17 protein-coding genes and 2 pseudogenes are annotated in these 20,699 nt (G+C 75.4%); 4 read left to right on the top strand and 15 right to left on the bottom strand.

All coding sequences use genetic code 11. The features are described from left to right. Window positions 1-19: 19 nt before the first annotated feature. Window positions 20-970 carry a metallophosphoesterase gene (locus tag H7X46_RS24140; RefSeq protein WP_186361540.1) on the bottom strand — a complete coding sequence of 317 codons (951 nt, stop codon included), beginning with the start codon at window positions 968-970 and terminating at the stop codon, window positions 20-22. 38 nt (window positions 971-1,008) lie between these two features. Between H7X46_RS24140 and H7X46_RS24135 the strand changes: the two genes are divergently transcribed. Next, the gene (locus H7X46_RS24135) at window positions 1,009-1,482 is read left to right on the top strand and encodes a GatB/YqeY domain-containing protein (RefSeq protein WP_186361539.1); all 474 of its coding nucleotides are present in this window, start codon (window positions 1,009-1,011) and stop codon (window positions 1,480-1,482) included. Between the two features lie 100 nt (window positions 1,483-1,582). Here the strand turns inward: H7X46_RS24135 and topA are convergent, their stop codons facing one another. From topA to H7X46_RS24110, 5 genes are all read right to left on the bottom strand, one after another. Further along, window positions 1,583-4,357 (bottom strand): type I DNA topoisomerase, encoded by a 2,775-nt coding sequence (topA, locus tag H7X46_RS24130; RefSeq protein WP_186362871.1) that lies wholly within the window; start codon window positions 4,355-4,357, stop codon window positions 1,583-1,585. Between the two features lie 332 nt (window positions 4,358-4,689). Then, window positions 4,690-5,337: a hypothetical protein gene (locus H7X46_RS24125; protein ID WP_222131410.1), complete on the bottom strand. Its 648-nt coding sequence runs from the start codon at window positions 5,335-5,337 to the stop codon at window positions 4,690-4,692. A 51-nt stretch (window positions 5,338-5,388) separates the two neighbouring features. After that, window positions 5,389-5,991, bottom strand: coding sequence for a hypothetical protein (locus H7X46_RS24120; RefSeq protein ID WP_186361537.1), 603 nt, complete (start codon window positions 5,989-5,991; stop codon window positions 5,389-5,391). 81 nt (window positions 5,992-6,072) lie between these two features. Further along, complete coding sequence (locus H7X46_RS24115) at window positions 6,073-6,681, bottom strand: hypothetical protein (RefSeq protein WP_186361536.1); 609 nt, start codon at window positions 6,679-6,681, stop codon at window positions 6,073-6,075. A gap of 121 nt (window positions 6,682-6,802) precedes the next feature. Beyond that, window positions 6,803-9,103 carry a sodium-translocating pyrophosphatase gene (locus H7X46_RS24110; protein WP_186361535.1) on the bottom strand — a complete coding sequence of 767 codons (2,301 nt, stop codon included), beginning with the start codon at window positions 9,101-9,103 and terminating at the stop codon, window positions 6,803-6,805. 358 nt (window positions 9,104-9,461) lie between these two features. Here H7X46_RS24110 and H7X46_RS24105 point away from each other — a divergent pair, with 358 nt between their 5' ends. Continuing rightward, window positions 9,462-11,915, top strand: coding sequence for a DEAD/DEAH box helicase (locus tag H7X46_RS24105; RefSeq protein WP_186361534.1), 2,454 nt, complete (start codon window positions 9,462-9,464; stop codon window positions 11,913-11,915). A gap of 379 nt (window positions 11,916-12,294) precedes the next feature. On the opposite strand, the gene H7X46_RS24100 is transcribed toward H7X46_RS24105, so the two are convergent. From H7X46_RS24100 to ssd, 7 genes are all read right to left on the bottom strand, one after another. Beyond that, window positions 12,295-12,699, bottom strand: coding sequence for an Rv3654c family TadE-like protein (locus H7X46_RS24100; RefSeq protein ID WP_186361533.1), 405 nt, complete (start codon window positions 12,697-12,699; stop codon window positions 12,295-12,297). Further along, entirely contained in the window at window positions 12,696-13,277 is a 582-nt protein-coding gene (locus H7X46_RS24095; RefSeq protein WP_186361532.1) for a TadE family type IV pilus minor pilin, read from the bottom strand. The genes H7X46_RS24100 and H7X46_RS24095 overlap by 4 nt, the downstream gene beginning before the upstream one ends. Beyond that, window positions 13,255-13,449, bottom strand: a complete 195-nt coding sequence (locus tag H7X46_RS24090; protein WP_186361531.1) for a DUF4244 domain-containing protein — start codon at window positions 13,447-13,449, stop codon at window positions 13,255-13,257. Before H7X46_RS24090 ends, H7X46_RS24095 begins: the two co-directional genes overlap by 23 nt. Before the next feature lie 66 nt (window positions 13,450-13,515). Continuing rightward, window positions 13,516-14,226, bottom strand: a complete 711-nt coding sequence (locus tag H7X46_RS24085; RefSeq protein WP_186361530.1) for a type II secretion system F family protein — start codon at window positions 14,224-14,226, stop codon at window positions 13,516-13,518. After that, on the bottom strand, window positions 14,223-15,068 hold the full coding sequence (locus H7X46_RS24080; protein ID WP_370588932.1) for a type II secretion system F family protein: 846 nt from the start codon (window positions 15,066-15,068) through the stop codon (window positions 14,223-14,225). The genes H7X46_RS24085 and H7X46_RS24080 overlap by 4 nt, the downstream gene beginning before the upstream one ends. Then, window positions 15,062-16,216: a TadA family conjugal transfer-associated ATPase gene (locus H7X46_RS24075; RefSeq protein WP_186361529.1), complete on the bottom strand. Its 1,155-nt coding sequence runs from the start codon at window positions 16,214-16,216 to the stop codon at window positions 15,062-15,064. Before H7X46_RS24075 ends, H7X46_RS24080 begins: the two co-directional genes overlap by 7 nt. Further along, complete coding sequence (ssd, locus tag H7X46_RS24070; RefSeq protein WP_186361528.1) at window positions 16,213-17,304, bottom strand: septum site-determining protein Ssd; 1,092 nt, start codon at window positions 17,302-17,304, stop codon at window positions 16,213-16,215. Before ssd ends, H7X46_RS24075 begins: the two co-directional genes overlap by 4 nt. 964 nt (window positions 17,305-18,268) lie before the next feature. On the opposite strand from ssd, the gene H7X46_RS24065 reads away from it, so the two are divergent. Next, window positions 18,269-19,144: an HAD family hydrolase gene (locus H7X46_RS24065; RefSeq protein ID WP_186361527.1), complete on the top strand. Its 876-nt coding sequence runs from the start codon at window positions 18,269-18,271 to the stop codon at window positions 19,142-19,144. Window positions 19,145-19,298: 154 nt separating this feature from the next. Here the strand turns inward: H7X46_RS24065 and H7X46_RS24060 are convergent. After that, window positions 19,299-19,774: pseudogene (locus H7X46_RS24060) on the bottom strand (ISL3 family transposase); the annotation flags it as partial. A 162-nt stretch (window positions 19,775-19,936) separates the two neighbouring features. Between H7X46_RS24060 and H7X46_RS24055 the strand changes: the two are divergent. After that, the gene (locus H7X46_RS24055) at window positions 19,937-20,446 is read left to right on the top strand and encodes a DinB family protein (protein ID WP_186361526.1); all 510 of its coding nucleotides are present in this window, start codon (window positions 19,937-19,939) and stop codon (window positions 20,444-20,446) included. Between the two features lie 50 nt (window positions 20,447-20,496). Here the strand turns inward: H7X46_RS24055 and H7X46_RS24050 are convergent. Next, window positions 20,497-20,698: pseudogene (locus H7X46_RS24050) on the bottom strand (ISL3 family transposase); the annotation flags it as partial. Between the last annotated feature and the right edge of the window lies 1 nt (window position 20,699).

Below are 20,699 nucleotides of genomic sequence, written 5' to 3'. Positions count from 1 at the left end.
CCGTGAGCCGTTGAGTACTCTACCCGACGCCCTTGACCGCCTGCGCGGGGGTTCCCTTCCCCGCGTCGGCACTGGTCGGCCTCGGGACGAGGGTCAGCAGCGACGCCTCGGGTGGGCAGGCGAACCGGACCGGCGCGTACGGCGAGGTCCCGAGCCCCGCGGACACGTGCAACCGGGTGTGGCTGCCCCACCGGCTCGCGCCGCGGGCCCGGGAGCGGTCGATGCCGCAGTTGGTGACGATCGCGCCGTAGCCGGGCAGCCGCAGCTGGCCGCCGTGGGTGTGGCCGGCGAGGACCAGGTCGTAGCCGTCGGCGGCGAACCCGTCCAGCACCCGCGGCTCGGGGGAGTGGGTCAGGCCGAGGCGCAGGTCCGCGTCGGGGTCGTGCCCGGCGATCCGCGGGTAGCGGTCGCGGTGGAGGTGCGGGTCGTCGACGCCGGCGATCCGGACGGTCCGCCCGTCCACCTCCAGCAGGTGACGGCTGTGGGTGGCGTCCACCCAGCCGCGCTCGCGGAACGCGGCGCGCAGGTCCGTCCACGGGAGCGGTTCGCCGTGGATCCGCCGGGTGCTGCCGCGGCGCAGGTAGCGGGCCGGGTTCTTCGGCGTCGGGCCGTAGTAGTCGTTGCTGCCGAACACGAACGCGCCGGGGCGGTCCAGCAGGCCGCCCAGCGCGGTGAGCACGCCGGGGACGGCGTCCGGGTGGGCGAGGTTGTCCCCCGTGTCGATCACCAGGTCCGGGTCCAGCTCGTCCAGCGAGGCGATCCAGCGGATCTTGCTGCGCTGCCCGGGGGTCAGGTGGAAGTCCGAGAGGTGCAGGATCCGCAGCGGCCGCGCATCCGGGGCGAGGACCGGCAGCTCCACCCGGCGCAGCGTCCAGTGCCGCCGCTCGACACCGGCCGCGTAGCCGAGCCCGGCCGCCCCGGTCGCGACGGTTCCGGTGGCGAGGCGGGCGAGGGCGCGGACGGTACTCACACCGTTCAGCCTACGGCCCGCGGCTATCGTGGCGAGCCGTGAGCACACTCAAGGAGCAGCTGCGGGCCGACCTCACCGCCGCGATGAAGGCCAAGGACGAGCTGGTCCGGACCACCCTGCGCTCGGCACTGACCGCCGTCGGGAACGCCGAGGTGGCGGGGGACACGGCGCGGGAGCTGACCGACGAGGAGGTCCGCGCCGTCCTCACCAAGGAGACCAAGCGCCGCGCCGAATCGGCCGAGGCGTTCGCCGGAGCGGGCCGCGACGAGCAGGCCGCCCGCGAGCGGGCCGAGGGCGAGGTCCTGGCCCGGTACCTGCCGACCCAGCTCGACGACGACGAGGTGGCCGAGCTGGCCCGCGCCGCCGTCGCCGAGGTGGCGGCCGAGACGGGGGAGCAGCCGGGCATGAAGCAGATGGGGCAGGCCATGAAGAAGGCGAACGCCGCCGCGGCCGGGCGGGCCGAGGGCGGGCGGGTCGCTGCCGCGGTGAAGAAGGCGCTCTCCGGCGGCTGAGCGCCCGCCCTCGTGGGAACCGGGCGCGAGGCAAGCCGGCCCGTGTCGGACGGCGAGGGCCCGCCCGCTCCGTTCCGGGCGGGCCCTCGTGTCCGGCGGGTCAGGTCGTCGGCGTCTTGCGGGTCCGCGACGTCGTCGTCTTCTTCGTCGTGGTCCCGGTCTTCTTCGCGGCGCTGCTCCGCGCGGTCGTGCCCCCGCTCTTCGAGGCCGCCGCGGTCCGTCGCGTGGCCGGCTTCTTCTTCGCGGGGGCCTTCGCCCGGCGCTCCGCCAGCAGCTCGGACGCCCGCTCGTCGGTGATCTCCTCGACCGAGTCGCCCTTGCGCAGGCTGGCGTTGGTCTCGCCGTCGGTGACGTACGGCCCGAACCGGCCGTCCTTGATCACCATCTTCTTCTTCGTCGACGGGTCCTCGCCCAGCTCGCGCAGCGGCGGCGTGGCGGTGGCCCGGCCCCGCCCGCGCTGCTTGGGCTGCTTGTAGATCTCGAGGGCCTCCTCGAGCGTCACCGTGAACAGCTGCTCCTCGTCGGCCAGCGACCGCGAGTCGGTGCCCTTCTTCAAGTACGGCCCGTAGCGGCCGTTCTGCGCGGTGATCTCGTCACCGGACTCGGGGTCCTTGCCGACGACCCGGGGCAGCGACAGCAGCTTGAGCGCGTCCTCGAGCGTGACGGTGTCCACCGACATCGACTTGAACAGCGACCCGGTCCGCGGCTTCGGCTTCGCCGGCTTCTTCTTGCCATCCTCCGGTGCCTCCGGCTCGGGCAGGATCTCGGTGACGTACGGGCCGAACCGGCCCTCCTTCGCCACGATCTCGTTCCCCGTCACCGGGTCGGTGCCGAGCTTGCGGCCCTCCTGCGGCACGGAGAACAGCTTCTCCGCGATCTCCTCGGTCAGCTCGTCCGGCGGCAGGTCGTCGGGCAGGTTCGCGCGCTGCGACTCGCCGTCGACGATCCGCTCCAGGTACGGCCCGTACCGGCCGACCCGCACGACGACCTCGCGGTCGTGCGCGTCGGTGAACATCGGGATCGAGTTGACCGTGCGGGCGTCGATCTCCTCCAGGTTCGAGCCCACCAGCTTCTTCAGCCCGCCGGCCTGCGCGATGGAGCCCTCGTCGCCGTCGTGGGCGCCGAAGTAGAAGCCGTTCAGCCAGTGCACCCGGGAGTCGTCACCGGAGGCGATGGAGTCGAGGTCGTCCTCCATCTCGGCGGTGAAGTCGTAGTCGACGAGCTGGCCGAAGTGCGCCTCCATCAGCCCGACGACGGCGAACGCCACCCACGACGGGACGAGCGCGGATCCCTTCTTCCAGACGTAGCCGCGGTCGAGGATCGTCTTGATCGTCGACGCGTACGTCGAGGGCCGCCCGATCCCGAGCTCCTCCATCACCTTGACCAGGGCCGGCTCGGTGTAGCGGGACGGCGGGCTGGTCGAGTGGCCGTCCGGGGTCAGCTGCTCGGCGGTCAGCGCCTGGCCCTCGGTGAGCTCGGGCAGCCGGGACTCGGCGTCGTCGGCCTGGGCGGACGAGCCGTCGTCGACGGTCTCCACGTAGGCCTTGAGGAACCCCGGGAAGGTGATCGTGCGGCCGGACGCGGCGAACACGACGTCCTCGCCGGTCCCGGCCGTCCCGGAGATCCGGACGCTCACCGTGGTGCCGCGGGCGTCGTTCATCTGGGACGCGATCGTGCGCTGCCAGATCAGCTCGTAGAGCCGGAAGTCGTCGCCGTCGACCTCGCGGGCGATGTCGCCGGGGGTCCGGAACGACTCGCCGGCCGGCCGGATCGCCTCGTGGGCCTCCTGGGCGTTCTTGACCTTGCGGGTGTACTGGCGCGGCTTGTCGGAGACGTAGGCGTCGCCGTACAGCTCGCGGGCCTGCGCACGGGCGGCCTGGATCGCGGTGTCGGACAGCGTGGTCGAGTCCGTCCGCATGTAGGTGATGTAGCCGTTCTCGTAGAGCCGCTGCGCGCTGCGCATCGTGCGCTCCGAGGAGAACCGCAGCTTGCGGCCGGCCTCCTGCTGCAGCGTGGAGGTCATGAACGGCGGGTACGGCTTGCGGGTGTAGGGCTTCGACTCGACCGAGGAGACGGCGAGGTCACGGCCCTCCAGGCCGTCGGCCAGCCGGCGGGCCGCGGCCTCGTCCAGCACGACGACGTCGGCGGCCTTCTTCAGCCGGCCCAGCGAGTCGAAGTCGCGGCCGGTCGCGACCCGCTTGTCGTCGACCTGCACCAGGCGGGCGCCGAACGTCCGCGGGGTGGCCTCGGCGCCGGCGTCCAGCGTGGCGGCGATGTCCCAGTACTCGGCGGAGCGGAACGCGATCCGGTCCCGCTCGCGCTGCACGATCAGCCGGGTCGCCACCGACTGCACGCGGCCCGCCGACAGCTTCGGCATGACCTTCTTCCACAGCACGGGGGAGACCTCGTAGCCGTAGAGCCGGTCCAGGATGCGGCGCGTCTCCTGGGCGTCGACCAGGTTCTGGTCGAGCTCGCGGGTGTTCTCCGCGGCGGCCCGGATCGCCGACTCGGTGATCTCGTGGAAGACCATCCGGCGGACCGGGACCTTCGGCTTGAGGGTCTCCAGCAGGTGCCAGGCGATGGCCTCGCCCTCGCGGTCGGGGTCGGTGGCGAGCAGCAGCTCGTCCACCGACTTGAGGGCCTCGCGCAGCTCGGAGACGGTGCCCTTCTTCTCCGGCGTCACGATGTAGAGCGGGCTGAACTGGTTGTCGACGTCGACGCCGAGCCGCGCCCACGCCTCACCCTTGTACTTGGCGGGCACGTCCGCGGCGCCGCGCGGGAGGTCGCGGATGTGACCGACCGACGACTCCACGACGTAGTCGCTGCCCAGGTAGGGCTGGATCTTCCTGGCCTTGCTCGGCGACTCGACGATCACCAGGCGGCGGACCGGGCGGCCGGACGCGCTCGTCGCCGAGGTGGGCCGCCGCGTGCTGCCCCCCGACGTGCGTGCCGAACTCGTTCCCGTTGTCGCTGCTGCCACGTGGTCCTACCTCATCTCTCCGGCCGCGCTGCGTGCGATCGCGCTGGTGCCGGCTGCCCCGTCCTGCCCGATCCTGCGGTGCATCTCGAGCGTGCCGGAACGGTCGCTCTCCGCGTCGTTACCCGGCCGACGATCGCACGATCTCACACCGTCGCCATCCCCCGCCGTGGGTTGCACCACCTGGGCCGGGCGAGCCGACAGCGTAGCCGTACCCGCTGTTCGGCAGGTCAGGCGGCCGGTCGGCTGCGATGGCACGGCCATTCGGAGGAAATCACCGCACGGGGTGGCGGGCCCACCAGCTCGACCAGGCGAGCCATGCGGCGGGTTCCGTGCACCCGTAACGCCGGACCGGGCGCCCCGTGTTCCCCGGCCGCGACCCGGGCCGGCGGCAGCCCGGCCCGGGTCGCCGCGGCGATCAGGGGTCCGTGCGTCCACGGCGCGTCCGGGTCGAGCAGCAGCAGGTGGCCGCCGCGCAGGTCGGTTCGGCCGGCGGCGAGCGCCCAGAGCCGCAGCGCGGACCCGTCCAGCTGGAAGTCGGGCGGGACCTGCTTGCGCCCGTCGGGTGTGCACCAGGCCCGGGCCAGCGGTGCCAGGTCCTTGCGGAAGGCACTGCGCATCCCGGCGGGACCCGGGGCGGCCGGGTCGGCGCCGGAGGCGCTGCCCGCCCCGGCCGGCGTGAGGATGACACCGCGGGCGGCGGCCAGCGCGGCCAGGGCGCGTTCGCGGCCCGCGAACGGCAGCGGCACGTCGAACCGTGCCGTGTCGCCCGCACCGAACCGCTCGATCCGTCCGGGCCCGCAGAGGAGCCCGACCAGGTCGGTCAGACCGGCCGGCCGGGCCTCCGCGGAGAAAAGCGACAACTGCGGCACCCGCATAGCATAGAACTGATGTTCGACGGCGCCCAAGCCCGGCGCGCCCGACGGGCGTCAGCTCGGCTTGGTCAGCGTCGTGAGCTCCTTGCACTTCGGCGCCGTCGCGACCGCCTTGTCGAGCCGCGGGGTGGCGCCGAGCTTGTCGAGCCCCTGGGCGGTTCCGATCGAGCGCAGCTTGTCCTCGGCGGACTTAAGCCGGGCCTGGAAACCGGGGACGTCGTCGGGGTTGGCCTGGTCGACCTCGGCCTTGGCCTGGTCGATGGTCGGCGCCGTGCGGGTGAGCAGGTCGTTGATCGACGACTTGAACTGTTCGCCGCCGGTGACCGGGGACGCCCCGGCCGCGGCGAGCTGCTTGCGGCCGGCGTCGATCCCGCCCTTGACGTTGCCCAGGTACCCGGAGAGCCGGGACTTGATGCCGGGCAGGTCGGCGCCGCCGTAGTCGGGGCGGGCGCTGAGCGGCTGATAGTAGGACAGCAGCGCGCCGCACACCTTGTCGCCCCAGGCGACCGGGTCGGCACCGACGCCCTCGGTGGGGCGCGGCGCGGGGTCCGGCGCCGGCGTGCCGGCGACGGTCTGGGCGCAACCGCCGGCCAGGAGGGCGGCGAGCAGCGTGGGGAGCAGGACCCGTGCGGCACGCGCCGGGCGGGGGGTGGCCATCGTCGGGCTCCAGGGTCGGGGGCCGTGGGAGCGGGCCCGGGAGATAACGGACGGATGACGACGGTAGGACGCGGATCCCGGTCAGCCGCCGCCGCCCTCGTTGTTTGACCCGTTCGGACCAGTGCCAGTTACGCCGTCCGGTGGGCGCGCGCGGGTGGCATCGGCGAGCCGGGTCAGGTCGGTGCACGGAGGCGAGGCCCGGAACGCCGCGGCGAGATCCGGGTTGCCGGTGACGTGGGCGAGCGGGCCGGTCACGCTGCCGAGCCGCGAGACCGGCTCCAGCGCGCCCGGCAGGCCCCGCTCGACGGCCGCCGGGTCGGCCGGGTCGAGCGCGTCCACCCGGCCCTTCGCCGTGGAGAAGGCGGACCGCAGCTCGCCGAACCCGCCGGCCAGGTTCCCGGCGAGCACGTCGCCGTCGTCGACCGGAGCAGGGCCGAGCCGGTCCAGGTCGCCCAGGGTCCGGTCCAGCGCCTCCGTGGTGCGGCCCAGGTAGTCGCCGAGCGCCCGCTGCCGGGCATCGGCCCCCGGGGCGAGACCGGGGCCCTCGACGGCCGTCCGGACGAACGGGAGGACCGCTGTGCACGTGGCGTCGGTCCACTCCTGCGGCGTGGGGCCGGAGGACCCGCAGCCGGCGAGCAGGAGCGCCGACCAGGCGGCCAGCACCGCACGCACCGCCGGACCCGTCCGCATGGCACCTCCCGCCGGACGATCTTCGTGGTCCGGCCGGGGCAGGGTAGCCGAATCGGGTGACGACGCACGACGGCCGCTCGCCCCGGTGGGACGAGCGGCCGTCGCGGTCGGTGGTCGGCGGTCAGCCCACCGAGCTCTCCGCGGGGGTGTCGGTGATCGCCGACGTACGGCGCTTCGACACCACGATCGCTGCGGCGATGATGCCCACCGCGACCAGCGCGATGAGGATCCGGATCACCGGGTTGGCGTCCGGGGTCGACAGCAGCACGATCGCCGGGGCGATCAGCACCGAGACCAGGTTCATCACCTTGATCAGCGGGTTGATGGACGGGCCGGCGGTGTCCTTGAACGGGTCGCCGACGGTGTCGCCGATGACCGTGGCCTCGTGGGCGTCGGAGCCCTTGCCACCGTGGTTGCCGTCCTCGACCAGCTTCTTGGCGTTGTCCCAGGCGCCGCCCGAGTTCGCCAGGAAGATCGCCATGAGCGTGCCGGCCGCGATCGCACCGGCCAGGTAGCCGGCCAGCGGGCCGACGCCGAGGCCGAAGCCGACCGCGATCGGGGCGAAGATCGCGAGCAGGCCGGGGGTGGCCAGCTCCCGCAGCGAGTCCCGGGTGCAGATGTCGACCACGCGGCCGTACTCGGGCCGCTCGGTGCGGTCCATGATCCCGGGCTTGTCCTTGAACTGGCGGCGCACCTCGAACACGACCGCGCCGGCGGCCCGGGTCACGGCGTTGATCGCCAGGCCGGAGAACATGAACACGACCGAGGCGCCGATGATCACGCCGACCAGGGTGTTCGGGCTGAACACCTCGTAGGCGAACGCCGAACCGGCCTGGGCCAGGGTAACCCCGGCGTCCCCGAGCGCGTGGTTGATGGCATCTCGGTAGGAGCCGAACAGCGCGGTCGCGGCGAGCACGGCGGTGGCGATCGCGATGCCCTTGGTGATCGCCTTGGTGGTGTTCCCGACCGCGTCGAGCTCGGTGAGGATGTCGACGCCGTCGCCCTCCACGTCGCCGGACATCTCCGCGATGCCCTGGGCGTTGTCCGAGACCGGGCCGAAGGTGTCCATCGCGACGATCACGCCGACCGTGGTCAGCAGGCCCGTCCCTGCCAGCGCGACCGCGAACAGCGAGACGACGACCGAGCCGGAGAGCAGGAACGCCCCGTACACGGCGGCCGAGATGACGATCGCGGTGTAGACGGCGGACTCGTAGCCGATCGAGATCCCGGACAGGATCACCGTGGCCGGGCCGGTCAGCGACGACTCGCCGACGTCGCGGACCGGGCGGTCCTCGGTGCCGGTGTAGTAGCCGGTCAGCTTGAGGATCACCGCGGCCAGGACGATGCCGATGACGACCGCGACCGCGGCGACCAGGCGCGGGTCACCGGCGAGGCCCGCGACCTCGCCGTCGGTCGGGTTGACGAGGTCACCGAACGACGACGGCAGGTAGGCGTAGGCGGCGGCGACCGAGAGCCCGCCGGCGAACAGCGCCGACAGGTAGAAGCTGCGGTTGATCGCCCGCAGCGTGTTCTCGCCCTCCCGGGCCTTGGTCAGGTAGACGCCGAGGATCGCGGTGATGACGCCGATCGCCGGGACGATCAGCGGGAACAGCAGGCCCTGCAGGCCGAACGCCGCGGTGCCGAGGATCAGCGCGGCGACCAGGGTCACGGCGTAGGACTCGAACAGGTCGGCCGCCATGCCGGCGCAGTCGCCGACGTTGTCGCCCACGTTGTCGGCGATCGTCGCGGCGTTGCGCGGGTCGTCCTCGGGGATGCCCTGCTCGACCTTGCCGACGAGGTCGGCGCCGACGTCTGCGGCCTTGGTGAAGATGCCGCCGCCGACACGCATGAACATCGCCAGCAGCGCGGCACCGAAGCCGAAGCCCTCCAGCACGCGGGGCGCCTGCCCGGCGTAGACGAGCACGACGACGGCGGCGCCGAACAGGCCGAGACCGACCGTGAACATGCCGACGACGCCGCCGGTGCGAAACGCGATCTTGGTGGCCTTGTCGCGGCCGCCCGGCTCGCGCGAGGCCGCCGCGACCCGGATGTTCGCGCGCGTGGCAAGCCACATGCCCAGGTAGCCGATGATCGCGGAGAAGACCGCGCCGACCACGAAGAAGATCGATCGGCCGATGCGCTCACCGAGGTCTTCGGCGGGGAGCGCGAAGAGCAGGACGAACACGACGGCGGCGAACACCGCGAGGGTGCGGAACTGGCGGTTGAGGTACGCCGACGCGCCTTCCTGAACCGCGCGGCCGATCTCCTGCATGTTGGAGGTCCCCTCGCCGTGGGCGAGAACCTCCTTGAGCAGCAGACCGCCGACGGCCAGGGCGACGAGGGCGACCACCGCGACCACACCGACCACGGTGAGGTCTCCCGCACCGAGCTCGAGGCCCTGGGCGAGGGTGGACTGGGACATCCGTCCTCCTGGTTCAGCGAAAAGTTCGACCAGGTCCGACGCGGCGGGAGGGCACCGGTGGGGTGCCTCGCCGCCGACGACGGCACTGGCGTCGACTGGGCCCGGGCGGTGGGGACCGTGACCGGGCGGGTGTGCAGTGTAGAAGTGTGTCCGACCGCTCAGTGCGAGAGGGATCACAAGACGTAACGATCCGCCCAAAGTGATCGAACACACACACTTCCCGCGGTGCCCGGCGCGAACGCCCGGTTCGGTTGGGGTGCAACGCTGCTCGGCCGCGGGCCTGTGCCCGGATCCGCCACGCACCGTGTTCCGGGAGGTGCCGGCGCCGCGTTCGAACGTCTGTGCCAACGTGGTGGTCGTGGGATCGGCCGGGGAGTGCGTGGACGGGTCGCGGCGTGGCGTCGAGCTGCTGCGCCGGGTCCTCGCGGGCTCGCAGGTCGATCCGGACCGGGCGGAGACGACGTGGCTCGGGCCGGGCGGGACGGACCCGGAGCCGGGCGACCACGCATCGGGCGACCCGGCACGGGGGGACCTGGCACCCGACGACCCGCTGCGGCACGTCGTCCGGATCCCGCCGCGACCCGGCCGTACCGCCGACTGGCCCAGCTGGACTCCGCCGGAGCTCCGCGCGGCCTGGGCCGGGCGGGGCATCGAGCGGCCGTGGGCGCACCAGGCCGACGGGGCGGAGCTGGTCCGGTCGGGGGCGGACGTCGTCGTGGCGACCGGGACCGCGTCCGGCAAGTCGCTGGTCTACCAGCTGCCGGTGCTCGCCGGGCTGGTCGAGGATCCGCGGGCCACCGCGCTCTATCTCGCGCCCACGAAGGCGCTCGCCGCGGACCAGCTGCGCGCCCTCGACGGCGTCGCCCCGGCCGGGATCCGGCCGGCGGCGTTCGACGGCGACACCCCCATGGAGGAGCGCGAATGGATCCGCCGGCACTGCCGCTGGATGTTCTCGAACCCGGACATGCTGCACCGCTCCCTGCTGCCCCGGCACCGCCGGTGGTCCACCTTCCTGCGGCGGCTGCAGTTCGTCGTGGTCGACGAGTGCCACACCTACCGCGGGGTGTTCGGCTCGCACGTGGCGCTGCTGCTGCGGCGGCTCCTGCGGGTCGCCGCCCGCTACGGTGCCCGGCCCACGATCGTCCTCGCCTCGGCGACCGTGGCCCGCCCGGCCGAGTTCGCGTCCCGGCTCACCGGCCGCGACGTCGTCGCCCTCACCGAGGACGGGTCCCCGCACGCCGGGCGGACCGTCGCGTTCTGGGAGCCACCGCTGCTCACCGAGATCACCGGGGACAACGGGGCGCCCGTGCGCCGCTCGGCGGGGGGCGAGGCGGCGCGGATGCTCGCCGACCTCGTCCTGGAGGAGGCGCGGACGCTGGCGTTCGTGCGGTCCCGCCGGGCCGCGGAGCTGACCGCGCTCGGAGCCCGGCGCCAGGTCGCCGACGTCGCGCCCGAGCTGGCCGACCGGGTCGCGGCCTACCGCGGCGGTTACCTGCCCGAGGAACGCCGGGCCCTCGAGGCCGCGCTGATGTCCGGCGAGCTGCTCGGGGTCGCGACGACCAACGCGCTCGAGCTCGGCGTGGACATCTCCGGGCTGGACGCGGTCGTGCTCGCCGGCTTCCCGGGGACCCGGTCCTCGTTCTGGCAACAGGCGGGGCGCGCCGGCCGGGCCGCGGACGAGGCGCTGGTCGTCCTGGTGGCCCGGGACGACCCGCTGGACACCTACCTGGTGCACCATCCGCAGACCCTGATCGGGGCGCCGGTCGAGAGCTGCGTGCTCAACCCGGTGAACCCGTACGTGCTCGCGCCGCAGCTGGCCTGCGCGGCCGCCGAGCTGCCGCTCACCACGGTCGACGCCGAGGAGGTCTTCGGCGGGCAGCCGGCCGTGGAGGTGCTCGACGAGCTGGTCGCGGACGGGGTGCTGCGTCGCAGGCCGCACGGCTGGTTCTGGCCGGACACCGGTGACGCCCCGGCCGCGCAGGTCGACCTGCGCGGGTCCGGGCTCGGCCAGGTCGCGGTCGTCGAGGCGGCCACCGCCCGGATGCTCGGAACCGTGGACGGCGGTGCCGCCCCGGGGACCGTGCATCCCGGCGCGGTCTACCTGCACCGGGGGGAGAGCTACGTCGTCGACGAGCTCGATCTCGACGGTGGTGTCGCGCTGGTGCACCCGGAGGACCCGGACTGGCGGACCGAGGCGCAGTCGGTCTCCGACGTGACGGTGCTGGAGGTGCTCGAGGCCCGCCGCCACGGGCCGGTGCACGTCTGTTTCGGGCGGACCACCGTGACCAGCCAGGTCGTCGCCTACCGGCGGCGCACACCGGACGGCACGGTGCTCGACCAGACCGCCCTCGACCTGCCGGCGCAGAGCCTCGACACCCGGTCGGTCTGGTACACGATCGACCCGGACGCGCTCGCCGCCGCCGGGATCGACGACGCCCGCCTGCCCGGTGCCCTGCACGCCGCCGAGCACGCCGCGATCGGCCTGCTGCCGCTGTTCGCGATCTGCGATCGCTGGGACATCGGCGGCCTGTCGACGGCCCTGCACCCGGACACCGGCCTGCCGACGGTGTTCGTGCACGACGGGCATCCGGGCGGTGCCGGGCTCGCCGAGCGCGGGCACGCGGTACTGGCGCGCTGGCTGGCCGCGACCCGCGCCGCCGTCCGGGACTGCGAGTGCCGCACCGGGTGCCCGTCGTGCGTGCAGTCGCCGAAGTGCGGCAACGGCAACAACCCGCTGGACAAGGCGGGGGCGGTGCAGGTGCTCGATCTCGTACTCGGCGCACTGGCCGAGGGCGGCGACGACGCGCGCTGAGGTCCGGCGGGCTGCGAGGTACCACCGGCCCGCCCGCCGGGGGACCGGGCGGGCCGGTGGCGACCACGTGCGATGGAGCCGGACGGGGATGCGCGTCGCGCTCCGGCTCCACCGCGGTCTGGGGAGCGTGGTCTGGCGTATCGGGGCGGGCCGGACCCTGCCCGTGCCCTCGACGACCTCCAGTAGGCCCGAGGTCGCCGCCGGTGACCAGAGCCGGGCGCGCCGACGTCGGTGATCGGTCCCGCCCCGACGACGAAGCGCCGCCGGGACGGACGGTGCGGCCGGGCCGCCCGTGATGGCCGCGTGCTGTGGTGTTACCCGTCCGTTCATCCGGAGCCTGATACCGCTCACCGAGATCATGATCACTTCCTGGTCGTCGTCAACGGGGTGCGGGCCGGGTGGGAGCGTCGGTGACCGGTGCCGGGCCGGCCCGCGCACGCCCGGTCGCCGGGCCGCGGGTGGGCAGCAGGCCGGACCAGCGGACCTCCGTCTCGACCAGCGCGTCCCAGCCGTCGAGCCGGCATCCGGTGAGCACCGCGCCGTTGCGTGCGGTGAGCTCCGTCGCCACCCGGCAGGCGGTGGCGGGTCCCTCCACGACGTGCGCGGCGGCAGCCAGCGCCGAGAGGTCCGCGGCTGCGCCGGCCACGTGCCGGGCCCGGACGGCGGCCGCGAGGTCGACACCCGCCGTCGCGGTGAGCAGCAGCACCGCGGCGGCGGTCGCGGCCCACATCGAGGCGACGCCGGCGTCGTCGTGCCGGATCCGGCGGGGGGCCCGGGGAGTCATCCCGCCGGCTCCGGTGCCGCCGCCCCGGGCTGCCCACCACCGGCCGGCGGGTCGGCTCCGGCCGGACCGGCCTCGGGGCCCGTGAACCGGGCGGATCCCGCCCCGGCGGGCGCGGGCCCGACGGACGCGGGCCCGGCTGGCCGGGGCCCGGCGGTCTCGCTCCCGGCGGACGCGGACCCGAGAGGCCCGGGCCCGGCGGGCCCGCCCGCAGTGGGTCCGGTCGCGGACACCCCGGGCTCCGCGACGGCGGTCGCGCTGCCGCTGATCGACACCGGCAGCAGCGCCACCGGCCGGGCTCGGACCGTCGCGACGACGTGGTCGCCGTCGATCCGGAGGTCGGCCTCCGCCCCGGCGGGGGCCAGCGCCGCGGCGGCGGCGCGACCGCGGTCGGCGTCACCGCGTGCGGCCTGGCGGGCCAGCTCCCGGGCGGCGTCGGTGCACCGGACGGCGGCCGCCACCGCGGCGACGGCCGCCACCGCGGCCGCGGTGACGAGCACGAGGGTGCCGAGCGCCAGGGCCGCCTCGACGGTGACGGCTCCGGTGTCGCCGCGGAGATCAGAACGTCGTGGACAGCGCACGTTGCACGATCCCGGTGAGCGCGGTCGTGACCTCGCCCCCGCTGACGATCGCGTACAGCAGGGCGGCGAACGCCGCCGCGGCGACGGTCCCGACCGCGTACTCGACGGTGGACATCCCGTCGTCGGAGGTGACGAGCGTGGCCAGGCGGTGCTGCAGGACGGTTCGGGTCATCGAAGTTCTCCTCGGTCGGGGACCCGCGGGATGCGGATCCGTCGTCGCCCGGTGACGCCATCGGGGTCACCATCGGGCGAACGCCTCCCCGGCCAGCCCGATCACGACCGGCACGATGCCGAGGACCAGGAAAGCGGGCAGGAAGCAGAGCCCCAGCGGGGCGGTGATGCGGACGGCAGCGCGCTGGGCCCGCTCCTCGGCCCGGTCGGCCAGGCCGGTCCGCAGCCGGGCCGCCTCGGCCGACGCGGCCCGGCCCAGCGCGGCGCCGGTGCGGGCCGAGCGCCCGGCCGCGCGGGCGACACCGGAGAGACCGGGGACGGTGGCCGCCGCCGACCAGGCATCCTCCGCGGACGCGCCCAGCGCGAGCAGCCCCGACACCCGGCGCAAGGTCGCCCCGGCCCGGCCGGACAGCCTGCGGCCGGCGGCCTCCAGCGCGTCCGGGACCGTCAGCCCGGCGGCCAGGCAGGTGGCGAGCAGGTCCCAGGCGGCCGCGAGATCGGCGTCGTCGGCCCGGGGCGCGTGCGTCCCGGGCACCCGCCGGACCAGCACCATCAAGCCCGCACCCACCGCGGTGCCGGCCACCGCACCGGCCGTGCCGCCCAGGACCCAGCCGAGCGCCGCGCCGGAGGGGAGCAGGACGGCGAGCACCGCCGCCCGGGGACGCCCGGCGGACCGGTCGGGCACGGGGCCGCGCAACCTGCGCAGCCGTCCGGCCGCCGGCCGGGCACCGCCGAGCAGGATCGCCCCGGCGGCCAGGCCGAGCGCCACCGCGGTCACGACGGCACCGCCGCACGCAGGATCCGGTCCGACCACGCCGCACCGGCCGCGGTCAGCAACACCCCGACGACCAGCAGCGCGGGGCCGTGCACCCCGGTACGGAGCACCGCCAGCGGCGCGATCCCCATCAGCTGGCCGAGTCCGATCCCGGCCAGCGGCAGCGCGGTCAGGACGGACGCGGTGGCCCGTGGCCCGGCCAGCTGTGCGCGCACCCGGGAGCCGTGGGTGACCCGCCACCGGATGTCGTCGCGCAGCGCGCCCAGCAGCGTGGCGAGCGGTGCCCCGTGCCGGTCGGCCAGCTCCCACGCCGTGGCGATCCGCCCGAGGTCGTCGCCGGCCGGACCGGCCGCGGCCCGGCGCAGCGCGTCGGGCACGGGTTCGCCGATGCGGGCGGCGGCGGCCGCGGGCTCCAGCAACCTGCGGGCGAGCGGGCCGTCGTGCTCGTGCCCGGCGAGCGCCGCCGCGGGGTGAGCCCCGCTCCGCAGCTCGTCGCTGATCCGGGCGAGCGCGTCGGCGAGCTCCGTGGCGGCCTCGGCGTCCCGGGCTGCCGCCTGCCGGGCGGCGAACCGGCGCCGGGCGAACCAGAGGGCACCGGCGGCGCACGCGGCCCCGGCCGGACCGAGCACCAGGAGCCCGGCACCGGCCGCGGCCGGGAACCCGAGCACCCCGGCCCGGAGACGCCCGGTCCGCGGCCGGGCCGTGACCGGTGGGAGGTCGCGCAGCCGCCGTCGCGCACTCGCGGCGGGGGAGGCGAGCACCGCGGCCGCCAGGAGCGCGAGCGCGGCGACGGAGGGCCACCGGCCAGTCGCCGGCAGCGGGAGCGTGCCGGCCAGGGTCAGCACGGCGCACCCACCCCGCGGTCGTGCAGCAGCGCGCGCAGCTCGGCCAGTCCCGGGCCGCCGCCGTCGCGGGTCCACGCGGCCGTGACCCGCGGGCCGCCGTCGTCGCCGCGGCTCAGCACCCCGATCTCGTCGAGGACCCGGCCGGTGCCGGGGCGCCTGCGCATCTGCAGGACGACCTGGACGGCCGCGGTGAGCTGCCCGTCCAGTGCGGCCGGGGCCATGCCACCCAGCCCGGCGAGGGCACGCATCCGCGCCGGGATCTCGCGCACCGAGTTCGCGTGGACGGTGCACGCGCCACCGTCGTGGCCGGTGTTCATCGCGGCCAGCAGGTCCCCGACCTCCGCCCCGCGGACCTCACCGACCACCAGGCGGTCCGGCCGCATGCGCAGCGCCTGCCGGACGAGCTCGCGGAGCGGGACACCACCGGAGCCCTCGATGTTCGGCGGCCGGGCGACCAGCCGCACGACGTGCGGATGGCGGGGCCGGAGCTCCTCGGCGTCCTCCACCGTGACGATGCGTTCGCCCGGGTCGACGGCACCGAGCAGTGCATTGAGCACGGTGGTCTTCCCGGTGCCCGTGCCGCCGGCGACCAGGACCGCCAGCCGCGCAGCCACGATCGCCCGCAGCAGTGCCTCCCCGGTCGCGTCGACCGTGTCGGTGCGGCGCAGCGCTGCCAGGTCGTGGCTCGCCGGCCGCAGCACCCGGAGGGAGATCGCGGTGCCGCCCGCGGCGACCGGGGGCAGCACGGCGTGCAGCCGGACCCCGGTGTCGGCGAGGCGGCCGTCGACGCACGGGCTCGCGTCGTCCAGGCGCCGTCCCGCGGCCAGGGCCAGTCGCTGGGCGAGCCTGCGGACGGCGGCCTCGTCCGGGAAGGTGACGGAGCTGCGCCGCAGCCCGTCCCCGCGGTCCACCCACACCGCGTCCGGCGCGGTGACCAGCACGTCGGTCGTGGCCGGGTCCCGCAGCAGCGTGTCGAGCGGCCCCGCGCCGGTGAACTCCTGGCGCAGGGTCCGCAGGGCGGCCAGGACGTCGAGGTCGGAGGCGACGCCACCGGACTCCGCGCGCACCGCCGCGGCGACCGCGGCCGGCCCGGTCCCGCCGCCACCGTCCGCGAGCCGGGCGCGGACCCGGTCCACCAGCGGGTTCACGACGCGGCCCGGCGGGGACGGTCGAGCGCGACCAGCCGGTCGTGGACCGTACGTGCGGCGGTGGCCAGCGGGCCGCGGCCCGACCCCGGGGTGCGGCCGCGGTCGAGCGCGCCGGCGAGGTCGCGTTCCGCGCGCATCGCGTGCAGCAGCGGCAGCCCGAGCGAGGTCGCCACCTGCTCCGGGGTGATACCGCCGGGGGAGGGGCCGCGCACGACGAGCTCCACGGCGCGGGCGTGCTCGGCGAGCACGTCGGCGACCCGGCCGGCCGCGGAACCGGCCCGCAGTGCGGCGGGGACGACCAGCACCGTGAGATCGGCCGCCCCGAGCGCGGCGAGCGCCGCGTCGGTCGGGTAGCGGGGCAGGTCGCAGACGACCGCCCCGCCGGCCCGGCGCCCGGCCTCCAGCACGGCGGTGACGGCCGCCGGTTCGGGGCCGTGCGGGGTGCGGGCGCAGGACAGCACCGACAGCTCGGCCCGCCCGGCCACCACCCGCGGGAGCGCTGCCCGCAGTGGCGCCGCCCGCACCCGGCCGTCACCGATCGCGAGCTCGGGCCAGCGCAGACCCTCCTCCTGCTCGACACCGACCAGCAGGTCCAGCCCGCCGCCGAGCGGGTCGCAGTCGACCAGCAGCGCCGCCGCACCGCCCCGGGCGGCCGCCACCGCGACCGCGGTCGCCAGCACCGACGCGCCCGCCCCACCGCAGCCGCCGACCACGGCCAGCACCCGCCCGGGCCGGCCACCTGCGGCGGCCCGCTCCCGGACGTCGGCGAGCATCGCCGCCAGCCCGGCCTCGCCGAGGGGCAGCTGCACCACCCGGTCCGCACCGAGGGTCACCGCCGTCCGCCAGTCGTCGCCGGTGGGCTCACCGGACACCACGATCACCACCGACTCCCGGCGGGGGAAGCCGGCGTCCCGGCACCGGACCGCACCGGCCCGGTCGAGCAGCACGACCGGAGCTGCCGCCCAGGCGCGCCGGGCGTCGGCGGCGTCGACCGCACGCTGGGCGTCGATGTCGGCCGCGGCGGCGAGCCGCAGCAGCGCGTCGAGCAGGTCCGGGTCGTCGGCCACGATCAGGCAGTGCCGGTCCATCGCGGTGCACCTCCCACCGGCCCGCCGGCGCGGGCCCCGGGGACCAGCGTGGGGCCGGAACGACCCGGTGCGACGACGAGTTCTCCCGGCTGTGGACAACTCGTGGACAACTGCCGCGGCTGTGGACAACCGGGCCGTCGGCGGGCGAGGACGTCGGTCCCGTGCGGGACGATCGGGTAGGAGGGTGGGCCCTCGCGCGCGGGCACCACACCCGCTGCGACCGCGGGCCACGGAGCGCAGCGCGGGCACCCGGCGCCGGCACGGAGTGCGGGCACCGGAGCGCGGTGGGGAGTGCGGGCACCGGAGCGCGGCGGGGAGTGCGGGCACCGAGTGCGGCACGGAGCGCCGGCGGGGAGCGCAGGCACCGAGTGGGGTACGGAGCGCGGGCACGGAGCGCGACGACCGAGCGCGAGCAGATCGGGGCACGTGCCCCCCGGACCGGCACGTGGCCCCGGACCCGGCGCGGGCGAGCGGCGTCGGCGGTGGGCCGAGCGGGAGCCGAACGGCGGCCGAGCGGCAGCCGGCCGGTGCGGACATGGGACGGCCCCCGCCAGGGGGGATTGGCGGGGGCCGTCGTTTGGTTCAGCCCCGGGGGGTCGAGCTGAACCCGCCCGGACCAAGTCCGAGCTCACCCAACTGTAGCCGCAATCCGGCGTTCCCGCCCATACTCCGGCCGTGGCCTGCGCCGACCGGTCTCGGGCGGGGCGTGCAGACCCGGCCCGGGCGGGTGAATCGGCGCCGCCACCGGTGAGCGCGTCCGGGCGACCGGTCGCGTACGGCCGGTCACGCTGTGCATCGGCCCGCACACCGGTCACCGCGCCGTCCCCGCCGGTGCGGCGGGACGGACGGTGCGGGCGGTGGTTCCGGCCCGGCAGCGCCTCCGCGGCGGTCGTGTCCGGGCCGGGCGCGACCCCGGGGCCGGGGCGGTTCCGGTGGGGAGCCGCGGCTCGGGCACGCTGGGCGCGTGCCTGCCGACCCCGCCCCGGCGGATCCCGCCGCCGAACCGTCCCCCGGTCCCGCCGAGGCGCCGCAGGCGGTGTTCCTCGACCTGGACAACACGATCATCGCGGGGTCCAGCGCGCTGGCGTTCGCCCGCGCGTTCGCGGCACACGGCCTCATCGACCGGGCCACCGTGCTCCGGGGCGCGTGGGCGCAGCTGCTGCTCGTCCTGTCCGGCGCGGACGCCGCCACGATGGACACCCTGCGCCGGCGGATGACCCTGGTCTGCGAGGGCTGGGAGGTCGAGCGGGTCCGTGGGATCGTCGCCGGGACCCTCCAGGAGGTGATCGGCCCGCTCGTCTACCCGGAGGCGGTGCGGCTGATCGAGCGCCACCGGGCCCGGGGCTCGGCGGTCGTGCTGCTGTCGGCGTCCGGGCTGGAGGTCGTCGAGCCGATCGCCGCGCTGGTCGGCGTCGACCGGTTCCGGGCGACGACCATGCGGGTCGTGGACGGCCGCTACGCCGGCGAGATCGACTTCTACTGCTACGGCGAGGGCAAGGCGCGGGCGGCACGGGAGATCGCCGCGGAGTGCGGCTTCGATCTCGCCCGGTGCGCGGCCTACACCGACTCGATCACCGACCTGCCGCTGCTGGAGGCGGTCGGGATGCCGGCCGTCGTCAACCCGGACCGGGAGCTCCGCGCGGTCGCCCGGGAGCGGGGGTGGCCGGTGCTCGGTTTCGTCCGGGCGGCGTCGCGGCGGGACCGGCTGTTCCGGCTCCGCGACCGGCTGTCCGACCGGTTCTCCGGCGGCGCGAACTCCGTCCTGCGGGCGGCCGCGGTGACCGGCGGGGTGCTCGCGGTGCTCGCCGTCGGGGTGACCGTGTCCCGCTCGCGGCGCTGACCGCCGGCGGACCCGCCCGCGACCGCCGCCCGCGACGTGTGCCGGGGTGGTCGGCGCAGGGTAAAGCGGCTCTTCACAATCGAGAGGGCGGAGCCGCGGAGGTGTTCGGCCGCACCCTGACCAAGCGCGCCGCCGACGTGCTCGCACTCGCTGAACGGGCTGGGGACGCCTCGTCGATCAGGACCCGGCGACCCTCGGCCAGGACCGCGTCGTTGGCGGTGTTCCACGAGACCCCCAGAGCGTCGGCGACGCGGGCGACACTCAGGTGTTGGCGCACCAGGGCGTCCAGCGCCCACCACAGGCCACGTCGCGACAGCTTCGCCCGCGGCTCGGCGGCCCGCGACGTGTCCTGGCGCCACACGTGACCGCACCCGGTGCACCGATATCGGCGGAGGCTGACCTCCAACACCGTGGGCCGCCACTCCGAACGGCTCGCGCCAACCGCCGGACCACCGTGTCCCTGGCCGCGCCCTGGCATCCGCAGCGACGACACCATTTGTCGGGCTCGACAACCCGGCACCGGAGAATCGCCCGATCGGGCTCCAACCGCTGCGCGAGCATTTCGAGCCCGAGATCATCAAGACGAGCGGACGTGGTCAGGTCAGGGCGGGCGAAGGTAGCGTCAGACACGTCGAGGTCTTCCAGATGGACGGCATAGTCACCTCCATCCTCGGAGACCTCGACCCCTACCCGGCCACCGACGCGCCGACCGGACTACACCCTCAATTGCGACTGCGAAGAGCCCAAGAATGGCCCCGGTGCGAGGGTCGGCCCGCGTGCTATGTTCCGGCCATGACCAGGCCCGGTGAGATCCTCGGCAGCGTGGTCGCCGCCAGCGAGCGCGAGCAGCTCGAGACGTTCCTGGATTATCTGCGCGACGCCGTCGTGCGCAAGGCCCGCGGGGTGTCGGAGGAGGACGCCCGGCGCAGCCCGGTGCCGACCGGCACCAACCTCGGCGGCCTGATCAAACACCTGCGGTGGGTGGAACTGGGCGGGTTCGCCGAGCAGATCGGGCAGATCCCCGCCGCGGAGCTGCCCACGCCGCCGTGGACCGACGCAGATCCGGAGGCCGACCTGCGGCTGGAGCCGAACGAGAAGCTCGACGACGTCATCGCCGCCTACCAGGCGGAGTGCGACCGCTCCCGCGAGATCGCCGCCCAGCACAGCCTCGACTACGCCGGCACCACCCCGCGGGGCAGGGAGCTGACGTGGATGTACCTGCACGTGATCGTGGAGACCGCCCGGCACGCGGGCCACGCGGACGTCCTGCGCGAGATGATCGACGGCAGCGTCGGCGACTGACGGCTCGCGGCGCGTCGTCGGTCCGTGTTCCGGGTCGTCGGAGGCGGCGTTACAACGGTGTCGGCGGAGGCTGACCTCCAACACCGTGGGCCGCCACCCGAACGGCTCGTGCGCCAACCGCCGGACCACCGTGTCCCTGGCCGCGCCCTGGTATCCGCAGCGACGACACCATTTGTCGGGCTCGACAACCCGGCACCGGAGAATCGCCCGATCGGGCTCCAACCGCTGCGCGAGCACTTCGAGCCCGAGATCA

The sequence above is a fragment of the Pseudonocardia sp. C8 genome (genome assembly GCF_014267175.1).
Taxonomy (GTDB): Bacteria; Actinomycetota; Actinomycetes; order Mycobacteriales; family Pseudonocardiaceae; genus Pseudonocardia.
Note: the sequence above shows the minus strand (reverse complement) of the source record. Positions and strands in the feature narration are given on the sequence as shown.

Coding starts and splice junctions, on each gene's coding strand:
- H7X46_RS24125 (WP_222131410.1), bottom strand. CDS start 5,337: ATGCGGGTGCCGCAGTTGTCGCTTTTCTCCGCGGAGGCCCGGCCGGCC.
- H7X46_RS24120 (WP_186361537.1), bottom strand. CDS start 5,991: ATGGCCACCCCCCGCCCGGCGCGTGCCGCACGGGTCCTGCTCCCCACG.
- H7X46_RS24115 (WP_186361536.1), bottom strand. CDS start 6,681: ATGCGGACGGGTCCGGCGGTGCGTGCGGTGCTGGCCGCCTGGTCGGCG.
- H7X46_RS24110 (WP_186361535.1), bottom strand. CDS start 9,103: ATGTCCCAGTCCACCCTCGCCCAGGGCCTCGAGCTCGGTGCGGGAGAC.
- H7X46_RS24100 (WP_186361533.1), bottom strand. CDS start 12,699: ATGACTCCCCGGGCCCCCCGCCGGATCCGGCACGACGACGCCGGCGTC.
- H7X46_RS24090 (WP_186361531.1), bottom strand. CDS start 13,449: ATGACCCGAACCGTCCTGCAGCACCGCCTGGCCACGCTCGTCACCTCC.
- ssd (WP_186361528.1), bottom strand. CDS start 17,304: ATGGACCGGCACTGCCTGATCGTGGCCGACGACCCGGACCTGCTCGAC.
- H7X46_RS24055 (WP_186361526.1), top strand. CDS start 19,937: ATGACCAGGCCCGGTGAGATCCTCGGCAGCGTGGTCGCCGCCAGCGAG.